Raw genomic sequence first — 19355 nt, 5'->3', positions numbered from 1 at the left:
AATCAGAACAAAATTTATATCAATCTCGAACTAAGATACTGAAAACTCATTTTTAAATTTAAATGAACCTGTCAGATGTCATGATTTCAACTCCAGTTTTTCCCTCAATTGCGGCCATCAACATGGCATTTGCAATTGAAGAAGCAGGATTAATACGCAACTTTTTTGGTAAGATATAGTGTAATGACTTTAAAATTATTTTCCCAAGAAGCTCACCAAGACGAAACTCTTTCCTCTCTCCACCAATGAGCCCAGGTCTTATTAGATAGAGAGATCTGAAGTCTAAATCTTTTAAGGCATTCTCTATCCTTCCTTTAACTTGGTTATAGAAGAATCTTGATTTTTCATCTGCACCCATTGCGGAGTTAAGAACAAAGATTTCGACACCGGCCTCTTTTGCACATTTTGCAAATGAGAGTGGATATTCAAAATCGACTTTTGAAAAAGCTTCCCTACTTCCTGCCGCTTTAATGGTTGTCCCTAGAGCACAAATAACGGCATCGACATTCCATTCTTTAAACATATCTGTCGTAATATGATCAAAGTCGATAATGGGTGCACTTAATTTTGAATGTGAAATAATTTGGCGACGTACAGGTGCAATAACAAAATCAATATCATTATTTGTTAATGCTTGCTCTAAAATATGGCCACCAACTAACCCTGTAGCACCTAATATTAATAACTTCATAATATCACCTATTTAAGTACCTATCTTTTAATTTACAATTAACAATCATTATCATTTAATATGGCCAATATTAACAGATTAAACGCGGAGCAATAATGGCTAACTTTAAAGGCCTTTTTCTTCTATTATTTATCTCTTTAAAATCTTACTCACAATACTCGTTTACTGAAGCGCAAAGTACTCCAATGAATTGGAAGACAATTGAAAATGAACGAGCACAAGTTATTTATCCTGAAAATTACAAGGAAAGGGCCATCTATATGGCCAATCTAATTGAATACTACTCTAAATATGTAGGGCTCTCTTATGGAGTTAATGCTCCAAAGCAGATTACACTAATCTATCGTCCAGAGATGGCCAATCCAAATGGTTTTGTAACTCTTGGGCCTCGTCGTACGGAGTGGTTTGATTCAGCTCAGTTCTCTAGTCGCCTTAGTACACTTGAGTGGCACGAAATGCTCTCAATTCATGAATACCGTCACGTCATTCAACAAGATATTTTCAATAAAAAAACAGTTAAAGCAATTGATGTTCTTATGGGAGACACTGGACAACAAATTTTAAACTTTGTTGCGAGAAAACCTTGGTATATGGAAGGTGACGCTGTCTATGCAGAGACAAAATATACGCCTGCTGGAAGAGGACGTTCTCCACGTTTTATGTCGAGATTAAAGGCCCTGTTATTAAAGGGTGAAACTCCAACATATGATCAATTTGTTGGCGGCTCTTATAATGACGAACTGGTAAACTGGTACATCTATGGCTATGCACTAATTTCATATGGTTATAAGAAATACGGCGATAACTTCTGGAATGAGGTAATGGATAATGTTACAGCTAGGCCATATCCAAACGGAATTGTTGGAGCAATTGAAAATGCTTCCGGTATTGATTTCTACGATTTTTACTATGCGGCTTTTGATGAACTACGTGCTCAATGGAAAGACGACAAGTTTGAAAATCTACCTGTTGCAGATTATAAGGTGCAAACAAACCAGTACAAAAATAATGAAAATTTATATTATCTTGAATATGATTTAGATAACCACTTTCGTTTAATAAAAGAAACGAAGGGGGAAAAAGACGTTCTAACAGATCTTCCTTACTCTGAAGACTTCACAAGACTTAGTTATAGTGAAAAGTATGCGATACAGTCTCAATTTCTACCGCACTGGAGATATGGATTTAAAGGCTATTCTGACTTATCACTTATCGATCTAGAAGATGGTAGTAAAAAATATATCACATCTGGAGAAAGGCTTTATAACCCACACTTTAATCTTGATGGTTCTAAGATCACCGCAATTAATTTCGACAAGAATGGAAAGTGGATTATTCAAGAGTTAGATTTAGAAGGTAAAAAACTTAGAAGCATCGAAAGCAACAAGTATGATTATCTCGAAGCTATCAGTTTGAATAATAATGATGTTGTTGCAATCGTAACCGGTCAAGGAAAAGGAAAAGCAATTGTTAAAACTAGTTTTAACAATAAAAGCGTTAAAGAACTTATTCCTTTAACTTATAACAACCTTTACGCTCTAAACTATGATGGTAAGGACTCAATCCTGTTTGAAGCTCAGTATAAAGGTAAAATTGAAATCTTTAAATTGAATGTGAAGTCATCACTTTTAGAAAAATGTACAACATCTAAAATTGCTTCTTATTCACCTTCATTTTCGCAAGGTCAACTTTACTTTACAGAACAAACAATTAACGGAAAAAGAATCAGAAACCAATCATTTAACTCATGCCAACGCATAAGTATAAATGCATTAGTTGATAGAAAGCAGTATTATGCTAAAAATGATCCAAGTGATAGTTACAACAACTTCAAATTGGTTGATATTAAAAATAGAGATCTAATTCATACAAAAAATGCAAGTAATTATAAAGAAGAAGACTATAGTGGTTTTGACTGGAGAACTGCGACTCCTCACTCATGGAGCTTCTTTGTAGGTACTGGCTATGGACTAAACCTCTTTGCCGACAACTACTTAAGAGACTTCAGCTGGAATGTTAGCCTTGGTTATGAGGCAGCTGAAAATACTCCATACTCATCAGCTCAAGTTAACTTTAAAAGATACTGGCCAATTTTAAGTGCTACTGTAGATTTAAGAGAAAGAATGGTCAGCCAACTTTCGAATGATACAGATGACTATGGCTGGGATGAAGTAGCTTATGGTGCTCAAATTGAATTACCTATAGTTAAAAGAAGAAACCTTTACAACTTCAATCTGAGTTTGGCCTATAAAGCAGAACAAGTTTTAACGGATGATTATATTCAATTTGATACAAAAGTTTCAGGTGAAGCAGACTTCATTAGGCAATCATCTGTCCTTTCAATGTTCTTATATAAAGATATGACTGCTAGATCGATTTTATCTCCATGGAGTTTAAGCCTTACAGGAATGTATCAAGATGCTAAGACAGATGATGACACTGGATTAAGCGGGGACTATCGTTGGTTTGGTGATATGGCCATTACAACTCCTGGTTTCTTCACGAATAATGGAATCAAATTCACATTTTCCGGTGAACAGTACGGAAATGGAAATAACTACCGTTTTCAACCATCATCAGATGAATTTATGGGATATACATATTCACGTGGTTACGACTACTTTGCAGCAAAGAAGTATTTAAAATCTACTGTTAACTACTTATTTCCACTTTTTTACCCAGATTATAATATTTCGGCATTCATATACTTTAAAAGAATCTATATGAACCTATACTATGATATTACGAAAGCTAAAGTTTCAGACTTAAGTAAAAGTATTCAATTAAGTAGTTATGGTACAGAAATAATTTTTAACACGAATATACTAAGGGCCTTTCCTGTCGATTTTGGACTTAGATATATTAATAAACACGAAGCTGAAAAAGAAGAGTTTGAAGGATATCTTGGAACAAGTCTAGATTTTTAAAATAAGAAAAGGCCCTTGAAGCAGGGCCTTTTTTTTTATTATCTTTCTTCTAATTTATGATCTAATTTTAATTTTTTACGAACACTCTTCTTGATACTTGACTCTACTAAAGCACCCATTGATACCATAAGTTGTCTAACAACATATGGTGGCATTGCCTGTAGTTCATCGATCGATTCTTTTGCTTTTTCATACTCAGTACTTGTCACAACAAGAGAAGAGTCATACGGAATATAGTTAAAGATTAACTCTTCAATTTTTTCTACACGAGTTGATGACTTCGGGTGACTCGAAGTAATTGCTTGGAAGAAAGTCTCATCATAATCAGGTACCGATGAGAAGTACTTTCCAAGCCCGTAAGGAGAATATCCTGCTTTATACGCATACTGAACACCTAGCTTATCGGCCTCGAGTTCCTGAATACGGCTAAATCCCATAAGCGGAATATCTTCTAACTTATCATAAACATAGTAAGTTGCCGCCCCACCTAAGATTCCGAAGTTTGCCCAAACAAATCCAGCACCGACAAACTTAGCAGCAATTGATTTTAAATTTCGTGTAACTGATTCAGTACCATGTCTTTCAGTTACGTGAGCCCACTCATGCCCAAGTACACCCGCAAGTTCTGCTTCTGTTTCAAGAGAATCAACTAAACCTCTAAAGACAAAAACATATCCACCTGGTAGAGCAAACGCATTTTCAATTGGAGCATTAATAAAGAAAACTTTTGGCTCAATATCTGGCATATCAGATGCTTTCGCGATTTTTGTAATCATTGTTTTTAGATACTCGGCCATTTCACCATCTTGATAAATATAGCGTGAGAAATTATTAACAATTTCGTAGGCAGCTTCTTTCCCAAATTGAGAGTCAGTTGCAAGTTTAAAGAAGTTTCGACCAAAACCATTGTGTAGACGACCTTCTTCACCAATACGATTGTAATTTTTGTACTTTCCTACAACTTTACAAGATGCAAGACTTTTGAATTTTGACATATCAACAACAAGTTCATCTCCATTCACTTTGAAATCAACTGTATTAGTACAATTCGTTAGCTTAAGTTTATCACCTTGAAGTTTTACAGTTCCTGCTTTTCTAAGATCAACACTTCCATTTTCAGAATCGTAATTACGTACTTCAAATTCCATCTTAATTTCAGTTGCTGAAAGTTTATTAAGTTCTGGCCCATGATTATAATCTAACTCTAGCTTTAATTTTCTAGGATACATTGGTTTTACTTCAAATGACTCTTCACCTGATCCAGATAGGTTTAACTCTTGACCATTGATTTTCATTTCACCAGAAAGTGATTCACCCTCTAGAGCATGGACAAATTTAACCTTTGATATTTTTTCAGCATTACATGACACAAGTAGTGCTAGTGTCATCAATGTCGCAATATTGACCATTCTTTTCATACGCTTCTCCCATTTTTGTAATAGTCATTACTACCAATGAAAGCCTGTATATGTCATAGAGTGTGTAATAATGAATACAATGCTTAGGCTACATAATTATTGATGAGGAAATCTTGTCTCCACAAATCCCTAACCCCTTATAAAATGGTATAATTCGGGAGTTAATAAGAGGATTGGTATGATTAAGATTTCAACTATAAGTATCTGTAAATTGGTAATAATATTATTACTTCCTTCAATGGCGCTGGCCACGAGCGCAAGTGACTTCATCTCTACGATGAAAAAGCACGTCGGTGAATATAAAACCCTAGTAAGAAACTCTGATTTCTGTGATGCCTCAGACATTCAATTTGTTGATGAAAAATCCCCAAAGAAAGGTCTTAGAATAGGCCACAGAATTTTTTTCGGTCCCCTTACAGATAAGAAACAGGTTGAAAAGTCAGATTGTACTTACACGTCAACCTTCTCATATACAAAAACGAAAGTGATTCAAATTAGTGAAATAAAAAACTGTAAGACTTCTGCTAAGCAGAAGGATTCGATGAGTACTCAAATACTAGAGATCAAAAATGATACAATAAATTATGAATCAAAAGAAAGTGGCATCAAGTGTGTCTATAAGAAAGTTCAAAAGAATAAGGAGGCAAAATAATGAAGTCTCTCATTCTTCTTTCGACTCTATTTTTAAATTTAAACTCTTATAGTAATGACATCAATACAAGAAAAGCCGACTTTTTGAATGAGCTCAATAGTGTTATCAATAGTGTCACAAATCCTCCCGATGGAAATTGTCACAATTGCCAGGTGGAAGATAATACAATTTCTCAAGGAGATCCTCTCCCTACAGAACACCGCAGAGACGGAAAGTACTTTAATAAGGGTTGTGAAATGTTCATTACTGAAGATGGTAATGAAGGTGTTTGGGGACAAATGATTACGGAATATATCGATAACGAAGAAGGTGCGGCAGAGATGTTTCTTTATGATGAAATAAAGGGAATGACAGCGAGGCCATATACGTGTCCAAATTGGTATAATCTTAATAAAGAGCAAAGAAAGAGATTTTGGGTTTGGATGTTTGCTTCCATTGCTCAAGTTGAATCTTCATGTGATCCAACAAAAGTAAACACTGGACGAGTGCCAGACGCTACGGATCGCCCTACCGGCCTCTTTCAATTAAATCGAAAAAAAGATGCTCGTTATTGGCGTGGTAAGAATTGTCAATTTGCTTCAGGCTATGAAACGACAATCGAACCTAGAAACCAAGTTCGCTGTAGTATGGATATTATGTACAATATCCTTCTTGGTAAAAAAGGTATGTATAAGGCAAATGGAAAGATTTTTCCAACCAACTCTTATTGGGAAAAGCTAAGACCGAATCATAGCCAGACAGGTGGGCCAATTGGAGAGCTTGCTCGCATGTATCCACCATGTAATGCAACCCCTTAATAGTTGGAGGGTAAGCCCAATAAAATTGGCACCTCCTGCCCCGAATTTGGAATTATTGTCCACTTAACTACCTAAATTTCTTTTCTTTAATGTTTCGTAATAATATGACGATATGCCACTGTAAACACAGGGGAACTTTGTTGTACGTTAGTAGAATCTTTACATTCATTTTAGCGTTTAGTTTAAGCTTCTTATCCTTAAACCTACACGCTTCGACAAGTAAGCTCGGTTACTCGGGACGCCTTGTGCAAAGTAATGGAACTCCAGTTACAGGTACTCCTAATTTAAAATTTGATCTCTTCTATTCAAATGATCTTGCAACCGTTGTTGCGACTCAAACAATTAATAGCGTTCCACTCTCTAATGGGATCTACACTGTTGAGTTAGACTTTGATAATTTGGGATCATTTGATCCACTCTATTCGAGTACTGCAGATGTCATTGATAAAATACCCTCAGGACAAACACTTGTTATTCGCGTAACTGACATTACAGATGTTGGAAATCCTATCGCCTATGATTATCAAAATATCTTAGCGAATCCAATTTCAGTTTACGCCAATCATGCTGCACTAGCTGAAACGATCGCCAACGATGCGGTAACGCCAGATAGTGTTGATTTTAAGAGTACATGTTCTAATGGACAGGTTGTTTCTATAAATGCATTAAATGAATTTGTGTGCGTGGATCAAACGGCAGCAGTTAGCGTTGATACGACTCTTGTTGATAATGCGGGAGTTATTGGACAAGCAAACATTGGGTCAAATGGTACATATACTCGTGTTGTTGTTGATCAATATGGAAGAGTGACTTCTGGTGATAATCCAGAAATTGATTCAAGTGGAATCCAAGATGGCTCAATTATGGATGCGGATATTAACGCATCAGCAGCTATTAGTTGGTCAAAAATCAATGCGCCTACAATTGATAAGACTTATGTCGGGCTTGGAAATGTTGCCAATGTCGCCCAAATTCCGGCAAGTGATCTTGATAACTCAGGAACTTTAGATTCTGCAACACAAGTTCCAAGTGAGCTTGCTGTAAAAGGCTACGTCGATACGACTGCACAATCGATGGCCGATGCAAAAGTTATCAATTCAATGGCAGGAACACAAACAGATACTGCTCCGTCAGTTGATTCAGTAAAAAATTATGTAACAGCTCAAACAGGTGCTATTACGTCGTCACAGTGGACTACGAGTGGTAGTGATATTCATTATTCGACAGGAAAAGTTGGTATCAATATCAACGCACCAACATCGCAACTCCATATTAAAGAAGTTGATGATACTTGGGCGAGCTCTTTTAGAATGGATCGTTCATGGGACAGTACAACTGATTACTTTCAAATGATGTATGACTATCAAGGTCTAAAGATTAGAACAATGGCAAATGATGCTGATGAAGCACATATTATTTTCAAGCCACTAAATTCTGAGGCCATGAGAATAACAGAGTCAGGAAACGTTGGTATTGGAATAGATACACCGACAGAAAAACTTGATGTAGCTGGAAAGGTGAAAGCTACAGAGCTTTGTATCGCAGCAGACTGTCGTGCCTCATGGCCAACAGGCAATGCTGGAACAGTAACTGCCGTTACAGGTGGAACAGGGCTAACAGGTGGAACAATCACCTCTTCTGGAACTCTTGCCGTTGATGTGGGAACAACGAATGGCAAGATTGCTCAAGTTGGTGCCGGTGATAAATTAGCGGATTCAATTATTAATTATAATCCTGCCATTGATGTCGCCCTAACAGGGTTTACAACAGGAGCAGCTTCAAGTGTCTTAGCAACAGACACAGTTCTTCAAGCATTCCAAAAAGTTCAAGGACAACTTAACTCTCATGCATCAACTCTGGCTGCTATTTCTGCTTATGATACTGACGATATTTCAGAAGGATCAACGAATCTTTATCACACTGATGCCAGAGCAAAAACTGCAGCAGTTGTGAACTCGACAGTAGGCAGTGAGACAGATCAGGCACCTTCAGTTGCTGCTATTAAATCATATGTTGATAATCGCGCAACTCAATGGACAACAGCAGGAAGTGATATTCACTATCCGACAGGAAATATTGGAATTGGTTTAACAACACCATATTCGCTTCTTGATATTAACGGTGTAGATAAAACCGTAAGTCTTGCGGCAGGAAGAGATTTTCCTGCGATGCTACGTTTAAATTCGACTGATCCAGCGATCGGCGCTGAAAGTAATATTCTATTTACATCTAACTACTCAGGATCTTCAAAAGTTGCCAATGCATCGATTGCTTCGATTCAGGAAACAGATGGTGCCGATGCAGACTATGGACAAGCCTCCCTTGTTTTTAGAACAAGTGGTTCATTAATTGCAGATCTTAATAAAGAAAGAATGCGAATTGATGGTGCAGGTAATGTTGGGATTGGTGTTGCATCTCCAGGCCACAAGCTTACCGTAAATGGTGGTGCAAACTTTGCAACGGCTTCAGGCACTCAACCATTCTATATTTCAAGAGCAGGTGCAACAACTGAAGCCTTCTCACTAACTGTTGGAGATACAGCATCTTTCTTTGATCTAATTGAAGATAATGGTGAACCAGACTTTCAAGACATGAACTTCCGCCTAATCTATGAAGGTGGTGATACTCATACATACCTTAGAACATTTGCCTCAGGCCCTAATGTTGGTGATGTTGATGTCTATCTTCAGTCTTCTGGTGGAAATGTTGCCATTGGAAATATCGCACCAACGCAAAAATTAACTGTCGATGGTAGTATGAATGTCACAACAGGCAATGATATCTGTATTGATGGTGCTGGCTGTTTATCGACTGTTGTTGCAGCAAGTGGAGAACAAAACACTGCTTCGAGTGCAGGTGGAACTTCACTTTATAAAACAAAGACTGGAACAGACTTAGTTTTCAAAGGTCTAACAGCTTCTTCTGACCTAACTCTAACGGCGAATACTGATGATGTGAATATATCTGTTAATACTTCAAATGGTGCGAACGAACTTCTAAGATTAGATGGAAGCGGACGTGTACCAGCATCAAATGTAATGAGCACACCTCTTACTGGATACACTGTTGGAGCAAATTCAGTGCTAGCGCCTACGGATTCTATATTAAGTGCCTACGGTAAACTTCAAGCACAAATCAATGCGAACTATACAGCAATTACAGGGTTAGCAAATACAGATGACCTTGCCGAAGGTGCGACTAATTTATACTTCACAAATGGCCGTGCCCAAACGGCAGCAGTTGTTAACTCGACAGCAGGTACTGAAACAGTTCAGGCTCCTTCAGTTAGTGCCATGAAGAGTTATGTCACAACACAAATTGCTGGAGTTAACCAATCTCAATGGACAACTTCCGGAAGTAATATTTATTACAATTCAGGAAATGTTGGGATTGGAACAGCAACTCCGCAAAATCAACTTCACGTTAGTGGTGCACTTAATTCATATATTTATTTAGAAGATCGCTCAGGTGGAGTCGATAATAAGATTTGGTCATTTAATAATAATGATGGAGTATTATATCTAGGACAAAGAAATGATGACGCCTCTTACAAGAATACGCATATGACAATTACCCCTACTGGAAATGTCGGAATTGGAGATACAAGTCCAACGTCAAAGCTTATGATTAGAGGAGATGACGACGCAATTACTGGTCCAAATATAACTCTTTCAGGAGATGCTATTAATCAATTTGAAGGCGGACGAATTCGTTTTACTGAAGCGAATGGAACCTTCCAAGGTGGATTTATCCACTACGATGGAACCGGTCCAGATTATCTTCATATTGGAGTTCACGAAACTGCAGACTCAAATATCTTGAATGATGTAAACTCAATCAGTATTCGACGTAACAATGGAAATGTTGGTATCGGTATCTCTGCGGCAACAGAAAAACTACATGTTGCAGGCAATGTTCTTGCAGCAGCCTACCTTTATACTTCTGATGAAAGATTCAAAGAAAATGTTGAAACAATCATTGATCCACTTCACAAGGTAAAATCTTTAAGAGGTGTTACTTTTGATTGGAAAACAGATGAATTTCCAGAAAGAAATTTCCCAAAAGAAAAGACAGTTGGTTTTATCGCACAAGAAGTTGAAAAAGTTCAACCAGAACTAGTTAAGACAGGGCAAGATGGCTATAAGTCAGTTCAATACGGAAATATCACTGCCCTACTAGTTGAAGCTGTAAAATCTATCTCAGATAGAGTTGAAAAACTTTTTTCTAATGATGAAGAAGTGAAAAGAGAAATCGCTTCACTAAAAGAAGAAAACGAGCAACTTAAAGCTGAAATGCAAGAGATGCGTCAAGCAATTAAAGAGTTACAAAAAGCAAATAAGAAATGAAAATTCAAATAGGTTTTCTATTTACTTTATTCTTCTCGCAAGCAGTTCTTGCGATCAATACTGTTGATACAGGATTTAAACTAGCGGCCAATGAACTTAAAACAATTGTCGCTCATAATACTTGTAAGAAGGTTTGGAATACGTCGACAACTAATCCACACTTTGTTTCAACGAAGACTAATCCAGAATGGATGAATTTCTATGCCAATGCACCATCCGACATTGTCGTTCGCGACTGTCAGGTTTCATGCTCAACACTTAACAAAACAGGAACATACCCTAGTGGACTCTATACAATTGATATCGATGGAGCAGGGCCACTTGCGGCCTTAAGTGTTTATTGTGATATGGATAATAATGGCGGTGGTTGGACGAGAATCTATAAGCATAATGTAGCCGGAGGTTATTTCCCTTCAACTAACTCTGCCCTACTCTATAATCAAGCAGCACCGACTGGTAACCTCTATTCCATCGTTCAGTATATTGATGAGTTTGAAAATCTCAATCGTTTTACTTTTTGGATTAACTACCCTAATGAAGGAAAGAAAAATATTTGGTCTCAATATACAAATCCAATTTATGACACTCCTGTTCGCGGATACCGTGGAATTGATATAGAAATGGATACTCAAAGATGGGGTGGTCTAGAGCTCGGAAATAATAGTTTTGGCTACTCAAATAATGATCAAGCACTTATTGATGGCTCAGTTAACCACTCAAATTGGTACTTCGCTATTGGTTCAAATACAGCTTATAAAACAGGTATTCCTTCAGATCATAATAATGATGTTGGGACACAATTAGCAGAGCTCTATCTCCACGATGAAGGGATGAGGCCAATGTCATGTCAACATATCTTAGAGCTAGGAGAATCCAAAGGTTCAGGAGTTTATACGATCTATCCAGATCAAGTTACTGCCACACAAGTTTATTGTGAAATGGATATCGATAATGGTGGTTGGACTCTCTTCTATGCCAATGCAGCCGATCCCGCCATGACGACAAAGAAGTCATATAATCAGATGAAAGATGAATTTACAGGAATTAATATAACAGCAACAAATTACGCTGATATTAATACAATTGGGATGCATAATTTCTTTGATTTCTCGGCAACGCAAATGATGGCGCGAGATATCGGCAACTGGGGTGCAACTGATTACTCGACTGTTGAATTTTTTAACCCTGAAGATTTTAATCTTGTTGTTGATATTAAAGCAGGACCAAGTACGACTTTACCAGGAGATTGTGACATGTTAACAGGAGGTTCACAATTTCGCTTTAGAAATAGCAATGGAACAAGTTACTACTTAGATAGGCAAACAAATTGGGCCGGTGTTGGTTTTGGATGGGGAGACTGTCTTCCTGCATACAATCAAACAGGAACATCTGACGTACACGATCAGCCACGTCACTATATTTATCATACAAATGGTAGTGATGACCTTAACCGTGTTCGTGGAGTTGGTGGCTTCAATACAGGACAAGCAAATGTTAAGGCCCGCTACTTTTTAAGAGAAAAATATGATCGTCCAAAGAATTGTATGGATATTCTCTTAAGTGGTAAGTCTCGTGGAAATGGTTCTTATACGATTTACCCAGAAGGGAGCGCCGTTACAGTTGATTGTGATATGACGACAGAAGGTGGTGGCTGGACAAAGGTATGGCATGGCTACCCGACTCACGCAGTTCGCGGCGATACTTCAGCAGAAGTTTACTCAAGATCGAATTCTATTGCCTTCAATCAAATGCGCATCGAAAGTGTTAATACTGGATTTAGTATTACAGATAATACTTGGGAGACAGCTTACCTCGATAAGACAATTCCAGACTATTTTCAACAAGTCGTTTCACTAGCGGATGCTTCGAGTCCTCAAGTTAAGTTTGCCGATATGGATGGTACAGAAGATGTAGAACTTGTTGGAAAGTATTTCTTCCATGGTTACGGGAATAACTGGCGTGTTTTCTATTCATGCGTCAATGTGGACCCAAATGTTACAGATCGAATCTTCATTGGTGGAGGCTATGGTAAGCGATGTACTCCTAGAGACTCAATGGTACGAAGTGATTTTACGACTTGTACTTCTACTGGAAATAGCTATTGTACGGATGCTTATAATAGTACAGAAGTTGAATCTGGCCTTGGGCTTACTCTTAAACAATATCAAGAGACGCGTGTTTGGGTACGCTCACTTCCTTCCATGAAATCGTGTCGAGAAATTCTTGATCGTGGCTATTCAAGTGGTACGGGAATTTACATAATTGATCCAGATAGTCCACTTGGCGCAACACCTCCTTTTCCTACAGTATGTGATATGACGACTCAAGGAGGTGGCTGGACTCTTGTATGGGGAAATACCAGAGAAGGAACAAATAAGCCAACAACAGGACTTACTTATAGTGATTCAATCAATACGACTCCACGATGCTCATATGATCGTTCTTCAGCAAACGACTTTACTGGAAAATGTTCACCAATCGCTAGGCCAGGAATGCCAGAGGCACAGACATTAAATTATTACTTAGAATATTTCAATTACTTCGTCGGTCTAAAACATTGGGATTCGATCTCTGGAAATAATGACTTTCAGCTCCTCTATTCTTGGTCACCTGATTATGAACAACCGATTTCACAACAGGCCATGATGACAGTGAAGAATTTTGATCCTGCAGATAAGTATCGTTTAAATATTGAATCCTACACACAACTAATTGGATCGGTAAATGCTGCAATGGCCACAACTCACAATGGAATGATGTGGTCTACTTCAGATCAAGATAATGATAATCACACAGGAGTTTGTGCGACATTCTACACTGATACTCCGTTTTGGTATGCAAACTGTTGGAATGGAAAAATAAATGGTGGTGGAGAAGGAACTGAAGGTGGCTACTTCAATGGTGCCTACTGGAATGGAACGACAATGCAGTGGGCGACAGATCCAGCAACAGCAATTGGTGCCGGAAATGGCTGGTTTATGATTCGTGAATCAAATTCATATGGAGAATATAAATCTTCATGTAAGCAAATCCTTGAAGACAATCCAAATGCTCCTTCAGGAAATTACACGATCAACTTCCATCCAGGGCAGAATGCCCTACGTACAGTCTATTGTGACATGACAACAGATGGCGGAGGCTGGACTCTTGTTGTTCGCTCAAGTGGTGTTACAGATCTTGATAACTCTATTATGGTGAGTGCAATTGCAGACAATCTCTTAACAGAGAGAACACTGCCTAATACTCGCGCTTCAATAAACCCAGAGTACTTCTCAAGGGCCAATGGAACAACAGATGCCATGTTTATTTCTCCATCTTACAATGGCGGTGCTCCGATTATTGAAAATGGAAATGGAACTTGGGATTACGACAAAGTAGATTGTACAGGGAACCTACGCCACACAAGTCGAACAGAGGGGTGTTCAGGTCAAAATGCCAATGATAATTACAATGGCGTCGATGCATATAATCTTACCATCAATGGTGGTAATGAAGGTGTTGTTCCGGCCTATGGAACAGAAGTTTGCTATTCTGGAAAAGGTGCCTGTAGCTTTGAGTTCTATCTACGCTAATCTAGTCCGCTAAAAGCTTAGCTAGGAAGCAAGTCTTACCATCAGAGTGTCTAACCCCTTTATAGACAATATCGTGACTCTTCTCCCCTTCTTCATTACGGGCACGGTAAATATCAATTGCATCCCCTAAGTGTGTTTCGGCCATAAAGTTTATTTCAAATTCATTAAGTTTTGCAGTCTTATGAAGCTTTATTGGAATGGAATCAAGAATCCATTGCGAGTACTTTGTATTATTCACATGCATATTTAAGTCGAGATCGCTGTTGCGTACTGTAATGGTATTAACTTTTTCAAAGTTATCTCTTACTTCTACCTTATGAGCGATGTAATCGAGATGATAATCTGTGCGTGGATTAATTCTCTCCATTGGGAAGTCAGGCTTTTTCACCTTTCTTGTCACACCGTCTAGGATCATCCATACAGTTGAGCAATCTCCAACTTTTTCACCATCAAGAAATATTTCAAACTCGCGAAAGGCATACATTCCTTCGGGAGGTCTCGACCAAGTTTGAATTTCTACGCTTTCATTCCATGCAGGAAATTTTGTCATACGTAGTTTTTGTCTTACGAGAACCCAAAAGGATTGATCTCTTATCATATCTTCTAAGCCAAAACCCATCACCTCTGCGTGAACAGTAGCAATGTCTTGTAAATAACCAAGAATACCGAATAGGCCCAATTTCTTGTTGATATTCACACTATTGATACTAACCTGATACGTCTTTTTAAATACTTTATCTTTCATGTATCTATTAAAGCAAAAGCGCATTGGTTTTGGCCAGTGTCTAAAAGATGAACAGTATCCATGGCATTTTTGCATGGTTTTTGGCCTTTTTCTTGGCATAGCAGTTGCAACTAATAAATTGAATCAAATTCTTGGGAGGAATTTATGAAAGCTTGTTACAAAAAGCTATTTATTATGAGTGCATTATTTCTATCGAGCACTTACGTGCAAAATGAAATGCTAGTTTCAGACCACTCATATCATAGTGGCCATTACCGCGAGATCGCTGGTGAAAAGCAAATTTCTGTAACATCTTATCAAGTCCACCAAAAAGGAATCTTTGATCTCTGGTTCGATACAGCGAAACTCTTTGGAAAGGTTGAAAATATCGTAAAGATTGAAATTAAAGATGTTGATGAAAAGCTTGTAAAAGACTTCAAAGACTTATCTAAAAGATATGAAGACCTTCAAGGTAAATCAGATACTCTCACACAAGAGCTTGCAAAAAGTAGTGAGGAGATTTCAAGCCTAAAATCAAAACTAGCAAATGTACAATCATCTGATCCAGTGGATGATAATATTCGCCAAGAAAAAATTAAGGCACTCGAAGAATTAATCGAACAAAGAACGGCCGAGCTTGATACGGCAAAAGAAGCCATTTCAAAATTTGATGAAACAAGAGAAAAGCTTCAAGAAATTAGTGAAAAGCTTTCATCTCTAGAAGTTGAAAATGAAGAGCTTAAAAAAGAAAATGCAATCCTAGTTTGCGAATTAGAAAATGCAAAATCAAAAGTTGATACTGACGAGATCAAAAAGCTTCAAGATGAACTTGCTAAGATTACGGCAGAACTTGAAGACTACAAGAACGACTCAAAAGATTTAGAAGAAAAAGAAGAAGTAAAAGATAAACTAACAGCTAAGAAGAATAAAAAAGATAAAGATGAAGATAAAGACGACAAGCTATCAGAAGCTGAACTAGCTCTCGTTGAATACATCAGAGAAATGAAGGAACAAGCTGAGTATCAACGCCAGCAACAGCAAGAGGCCTTGGCCATGCAACAGTTTGTTAGCATGCTTACTTCTCAATTTACGCAACCACAAGTGAACTCTTACTTTGGTACATACGATGCGCTAAACCAGAGACAGGAAAGTTTTTCTAGCATGGTGCGCGACTTTAGAGAACAATCTTATATGATGCAAGATCTTAATCGCCTGAATAATTGGAACCATACTTACAACGATTACTACGGAGCAAGTGCACCTATGTTAAGAGTAAGTGAATCAATGCCTTGGGGTAATTACTACACTCCAGAGCAATCAATTCAGGTTCAAAATTTTGATTACTCTCAACATGGTTATAACTGGGGTAGCAATATTCCAAACCAAAACTTTAATATGGGAATCAATACTGCAGACAGTAACCCTATTCTAAACAATTTTACGACTGCTTTAGACGCTTCTAATAGCGCTAATATAAAACTTTTTTAATACCCCTCCCCCCTTTTATTTGATGACAAAGGCCGAGTTACACACTCGGCCTTTGCTTTTTTTCGGTAATTATTGCCGATTTTTCTAAACTTATTCACCCATCTTTCGAAGAGGTATGTACTAAATCTAAAGGAATTAAGGTTAGAATGATGAAAGAAATTAATATGGAAGTTGCTAAAAAAAGAATTATTAAAAAGTGTCATGTTTGTGGCCACGTGCACGATACCGCAACAGAAGTTCAAAAATGCCAAAGCTGCAAGAAATCATTCTTACCAACAAAATACTTTGATAAGGTCCACGCAAAGAACTCTTCTGACTTTAAGCTATTGTTTTCAGATGTTAACGAGCTGCACGAAGAAGATATTATTAAAGGCATTACCGTACTTTGGTAAGACTTTATTAATTCTCGATCAAGTTCCAACGTGATATCGTTCTCTAATGGAGAACACAACACACGCAACTCAGAATTTTAATTTACATCCAGTCGTTCAAAGACTCTTTCAAAAAAGAGGAATGGGCGTTGAAGAAATTCAAGAATTTCTTTCTTGGGATCTAAAAGCATTGCCTAATTTTGGTGAACTTATTGATATTGATATTGCCGCGGATGAAATCATCAAGGCCATTGATAATAACGAGAAGATCGCCATCTATGGAGACTACGATGTAGACGGAACGACGTCTTGTGCTCTCTTCTACCAATTCTTTCAAAAGCTAAATTTAGAAGTTGATCTTATTCAACCTTCTCGCTTTGTAGAAGGCTATGGACTTCACAATTGTTCAATTGATCGCGCTATTGAAGAAGGCATTGATCTTATGATTACGGTTGACTGTGGTATTTCAAATGTTGAAGCTGCAGCTTATGCAAAAGAAAAAGGCCTAAAGCTTATTATCACTGACCACCACAAAGATGGGCGTGAAACAATGCCTGAAGCAGTTGCCGTTGTTAACCCTTCTCGACGTGATGAGCCTGCTGACTCAGCAATGAAGCCTCTTGCTGGAGTTGGTGTTGCCTTTGCTATTTGTGTAGAGATTAGAAAGAAGCTATTAGCTCGTGGACAAGAAATTCCATCTGTTTACGATCTTCTTCAATATGTGGCCATTGGTACTATTTGTGACCTTGCTCCACTTAGCCCTATGAATTTGAAACTTGTTCGTCATGGAATGAGACTGATTAAGAATACTCAATACGAAGGGATTAAAGCCTTCTTTGACCCAACTGATCGTGGAAAAGATATTATTCCAAGTGAAAAACTATCTTTTAACGTAGGCCCTCTAATTAATTCGAAAGGTCGACTTGACCACCCAGAGGTTGCTCTAAAACTTTTAATTTCAAAAGATTATAACGAAGCTCGTGAGTACTACCATCAACTTGTTAATTGTAATACTGAACGCAAGGCCATTCAAAGAGAAGTTTTTGAAGAGGCCAAAGAACAAGTTATTGATGAGCTTAAGAGAGACGGTGAGTTAGATATTGCCATTGTTTATGCCCCACACTTTCATGAGGGTGTAATTGGAATTGTTGCCTCAAAACTTGTTGAAACTTTTAAAGTTCCCGCTATTGTTTTTAGTGATGCTGAAGATGAAGGTGTAATTAAGGCATCTGCGAGATCTGCGGGCGAGCTTGATATTTATAAACTTCTAGATGAGCACCGTGATCTTTTCTTAAAATTTGGAGGTCACAAGGCAGCGGCCGGTCTTTCCATGCCAGTTGAAAATCTTGAAAAATTCAAGGCCTCAATGAATGAAAAGCTTCAGGCCATTCCATTAATAGAAAGAACAGTGCAAGAGTTTTACGATCTTGAGATTACGCCAGATGAAATTGATCCAAATCTTCTTAAAGGACTTGATGCTCTCGAACCCTTTGGAATGGGTAATGCGAAGCCCATCTTTAAATTAAAAGGTGCAAAGCTTAAGAGTTTTGATCTTTTAAAAGATGTTCACGTAAGATGGAATTTTACTTCGATTACAAATCAAAAAATTAATCTTAAAGGGATTAGTTTTAATTATATGACTAAGTGGGGAGCGCTTACACCAAATGAAATATTTGAGCGCCAAAATGATCCAAGTGTCGAAATGGATGTTTTCTTCACTCTTGCTCTAAATTACTTCAATGGAAATAAGTATATTCAACTGATGGTTGAAAGAGTGGACCTTAACTAAGAGTTAAGGTCCTATTGTAGTTCAACCTTTCTTTTTATCTTTCTAGGGTCACTTTTTCCATGACGATATCGTGCATTGGACGATCGTGCATACCAGTGCGAACTTCACCGATCTTTTCAACAACATCCATCCCCTCGATAACTTTACCAAAAACAGTGTGGCGTCCATCTAAGTGTGGAGTGGCCCCAAGAGTGATAAAGAATTGAGATCCATTTGTTCCTGGCCCTGCATTTGCCATTGAAAGAATCCCAGCACTATCATGACGAAGATCTGGACGACACTCATCTTCAAATTTATATCCTGGTCCACCCATTCCTGTTCCATCTGGGCATCCACCTTGAATAACGAAACCAGCAATAACTCTATGGAAGATTAGACCATCATAATATGGCCCTTCTTTCGCAGGAGTCTTTTGTCTACCTTCAATTAGGTTAGCAAAGTTCCATACTGTTTCTGGACATTCTTTTGCATAAAGTTCTACTTTGAAATTTCCCATATTTGTTTCAAAGTTTGCGTATAGGCGATCTAGATCCTCTTTGTGGGCATCTTTCTTAGTTCCAAAACCGAACATAATTACTCC

At 37.8% G+C, this 19355-nt stretch carries 12 protein-coding genes; 8 read left to right on the top strand and 4 right to left on the bottom strand.

Annotation, left to right across the window (positions count from 1 at the left end):
- Positions 1–58: 58 nt before the first annotated feature.
- Positions 59–691, bottom strand: a complete 633-nt coding sequence (locus ACRXC1_RS02510; protein WP_433656247.1) for an NAD(P)H-binding protein — start codon at positions 689–691, stop codon at positions 59–61.
- Between the two features lie 95 nt (positions 692–786).
- On the opposite strand from ACRXC1_RS02510, the gene ACRXC1_RS02505 reads away from it, so the two are divergent.
- The gene (locus tag ACRXC1_RS02505; protein ID WP_433656245.1) at positions 787–3618 is read left to right on the top strand and encodes a hypothetical protein; all 2832 of its coding nucleotides are present in this window, start codon (positions 787–789) and stop codon (positions 3616–3618) included.
- Positions 3619–3656: 38 nt separating this feature from the next.
- Here the strand turns inward: ACRXC1_RS02505 and ACRXC1_RS02500 are convergent, their stop codons facing one another.
- Positions 3657–5036 (bottom strand): M48 family metallopeptidase, encoded by a 1380-nt coding sequence (locus ACRXC1_RS02500; RefSeq protein ID WP_433656243.1) that lies wholly within the window; start codon positions 5034–5036, stop codon positions 3657–3659.
- Between the two features lie 178 nt (positions 5037–5214).
- On the opposite strand from ACRXC1_RS02500, the gene ACRXC1_RS02495 reads away from it, so the two are divergent.
- From ACRXC1_RS02495 to ACRXC1_RS02480, 4 genes are all read left to right on the top strand, one after another.
- Positions 5215–5688: a hypothetical protein gene (locus ACRXC1_RS02495; RefSeq protein ID WP_433656241.1), complete on the top strand. Its 474-nt coding sequence runs from the start codon at positions 5215–5217 to the stop codon at positions 5686–5688.
- Positions 5688–6485, top strand: a complete 798-nt coding sequence (locus ACRXC1_RS02490; protein ID WP_433656239.1) for a hypothetical protein — start codon at positions 5688–5690, stop codon at positions 6483–6485. The genes ACRXC1_RS02495 and ACRXC1_RS02490 overlap by 1 nt, the downstream gene beginning before the upstream one ends.
- A gap of 140 nt (positions 6486–6625) precedes the next feature.
- Positions 6626–10831: a tail fiber domain-containing protein gene (locus ACRXC1_RS02485; protein ID WP_433656237.1), complete on the top strand. Its 4206-nt coding sequence runs from the start codon at positions 6626–6628 to the stop codon at positions 10829–10831.
- On the top strand, positions 10828–14403 hold the full coding sequence (locus ACRXC1_RS02480) for a fibrinogen-like YCDxxxxGGGW domain-containing protein (RefSeq protein ID WP_433656235.1): 3576 nt from the start codon (positions 10828–10830) through the stop codon (positions 14401–14403). The genes ACRXC1_RS02485 and ACRXC1_RS02480 overlap by 4 nt, the downstream gene beginning before the upstream one ends.
- Before the next feature lies 1 nt (position 14404).
- On the opposite strand, the gene ACRXC1_RS02475 is transcribed toward ACRXC1_RS02480, so the two are convergent.
- Positions 14405–15148 carry an acyl-[acyl-carrier-protein] thioesterase gene (locus tag ACRXC1_RS02475; RefSeq protein ID WP_433656233.1) on the bottom strand — a complete coding sequence of 248 codons (744 nt, stop codon included), beginning with the start codon at positions 15146–15148 and terminating at the stop codon, positions 14405–14407.
- Positions 15149–15292: 144 nt separating this feature from the next.
- Between ACRXC1_RS02475 and ACRXC1_RS02470 the strand changes: the two genes are divergently transcribed.
- The 3 genes from ACRXC1_RS02470 to recJ all read left to right on the top strand — a co-directional run bounded on the left by ACRXC1_RS02470 (position 15293) and on the right by recJ (position 18775).
- On the top strand, positions 15293–16615 hold the full coding sequence (locus ACRXC1_RS02470; protein ID WP_433656231.1) for a hypothetical protein: 1323 nt from the start codon (positions 15293–15295) through the stop codon (positions 16613–16615).
- Positions 16616–16761: 146 nt separating this feature from the next.
- Complete coding sequence (locus ACRXC1_RS02465; RefSeq protein ID WP_021265840.1) at positions 16762–17007, top strand: hypothetical protein; 246 nt, start codon at positions 16762–16764, stop codon at positions 17005–17007.
- A 46-nt stretch (positions 17008–17053) separates the two neighbouring features.
- Entirely contained in the window at positions 17054–18775 is a 1722-nt protein-coding gene (gene recJ, locus ACRXC1_RS02460) for a single-stranded-DNA-specific exonuclease RecJ (protein WP_433656229.1), read from the top strand.
- Between the two features lie 34 nt (positions 18776–18809).
- Here recJ and ACRXC1_RS02455 read toward each other — a convergent pair whose 3' ends face one another.
- Positions 18810–19346, bottom strand: a complete 537-nt coding sequence (locus ACRXC1_RS02455) for a peptidylprolyl isomerase (RefSeq protein WP_433656227.1) — start codon at positions 19344–19346, stop codon at positions 18810–18812.
- Positions 19347–19355 lie beyond the last annotated feature (9 nt).

It is taken from the genome of Halobacteriovorax sp. GFR8, from assembly GCF_050955245.1.
Lineage (GTDB): Bacteria > Bdellovibrionota > Bacteriovoracia > Bacteriovoracales > Bacteriovoracaceae > Halobacteriovorax_A.
This window is presented reverse-complemented; position numbering and strand designations above follow the sequence as displayed.

Bases quoted from the DNA above. Each gene is read 5' to 3' on its own strand.
- ACRXC1_RS02510 (WP_433656247.1), bottom strand. From the start codon at position 691: ATGAAGTTATTAATATTAGGTGCTACAGGGTTAGTTGGTGGCCATATT.
- ACRXC1_RS02505 (WP_433656245.1), top strand. From the start codon at position 787: ATGGCTAACTTTAAAGGCCTTTTTCTTCTATTATTTATCTCTTTAAAA.
- ACRXC1_RS02500 (WP_433656243.1), bottom strand. From the start codon at position 5,036: ATGAAAAGAATGGTCAATATTGCGACATTGATGACACTAGCACTACTT.
- ACRXC1_RS02495 (WP_433656241.1), top strand. From the start codon at position 5,215: ATGATTAAGATTTCAACTATAAGTATCTGTAAATTGGTAATAATATTA.
- ACRXC1_RS02490 (WP_433656239.1), top strand. From the start codon at position 5,688: ATGAAGTCTCTCATTCTTCTTTCGACTCTATTTTTAAATTTAAACTCT.
- ACRXC1_RS02480 (WP_433656235.1), top strand. From the start codon at position 10,828: ATGAAAATTCAAATAGGTTTTCTATTTACTTTATTCTTCTCGCAAGCA.
- ACRXC1_RS02475 (WP_433656233.1), bottom strand. From the start codon at position 15,148: ATGAAAGATAAAGTATTTAAAAAGACGTATCAGGTTAGTATCAATAGT.
- ACRXC1_RS02470 (WP_433656231.1), top strand. From the start codon at position 15,293: ATGAAAGCTTGTTACAAAAAGCTATTTATTATGAGTGCATTATTTCTA.
- ACRXC1_RS02465 (WP_021265840.1), top strand. From the start codon at position 16,762: ATGATGAAAGAAATTAATATGGAAGTTGCTAAAAAAAGAATTATTAAA.
- recJ (WP_433656229.1), top strand. From the start codon at position 17,054: ATGGAGAACACAACACACGCAACTCAGAATTTTAATTTACATCCAGTC.
- ACRXC1_RS02455 (WP_433656227.1), bottom strand. From the start codon at position 19,346: ATGTTCGGTTTTGGAACTAAGAAAGATGCCCACAAAGAGGATCTAGAT.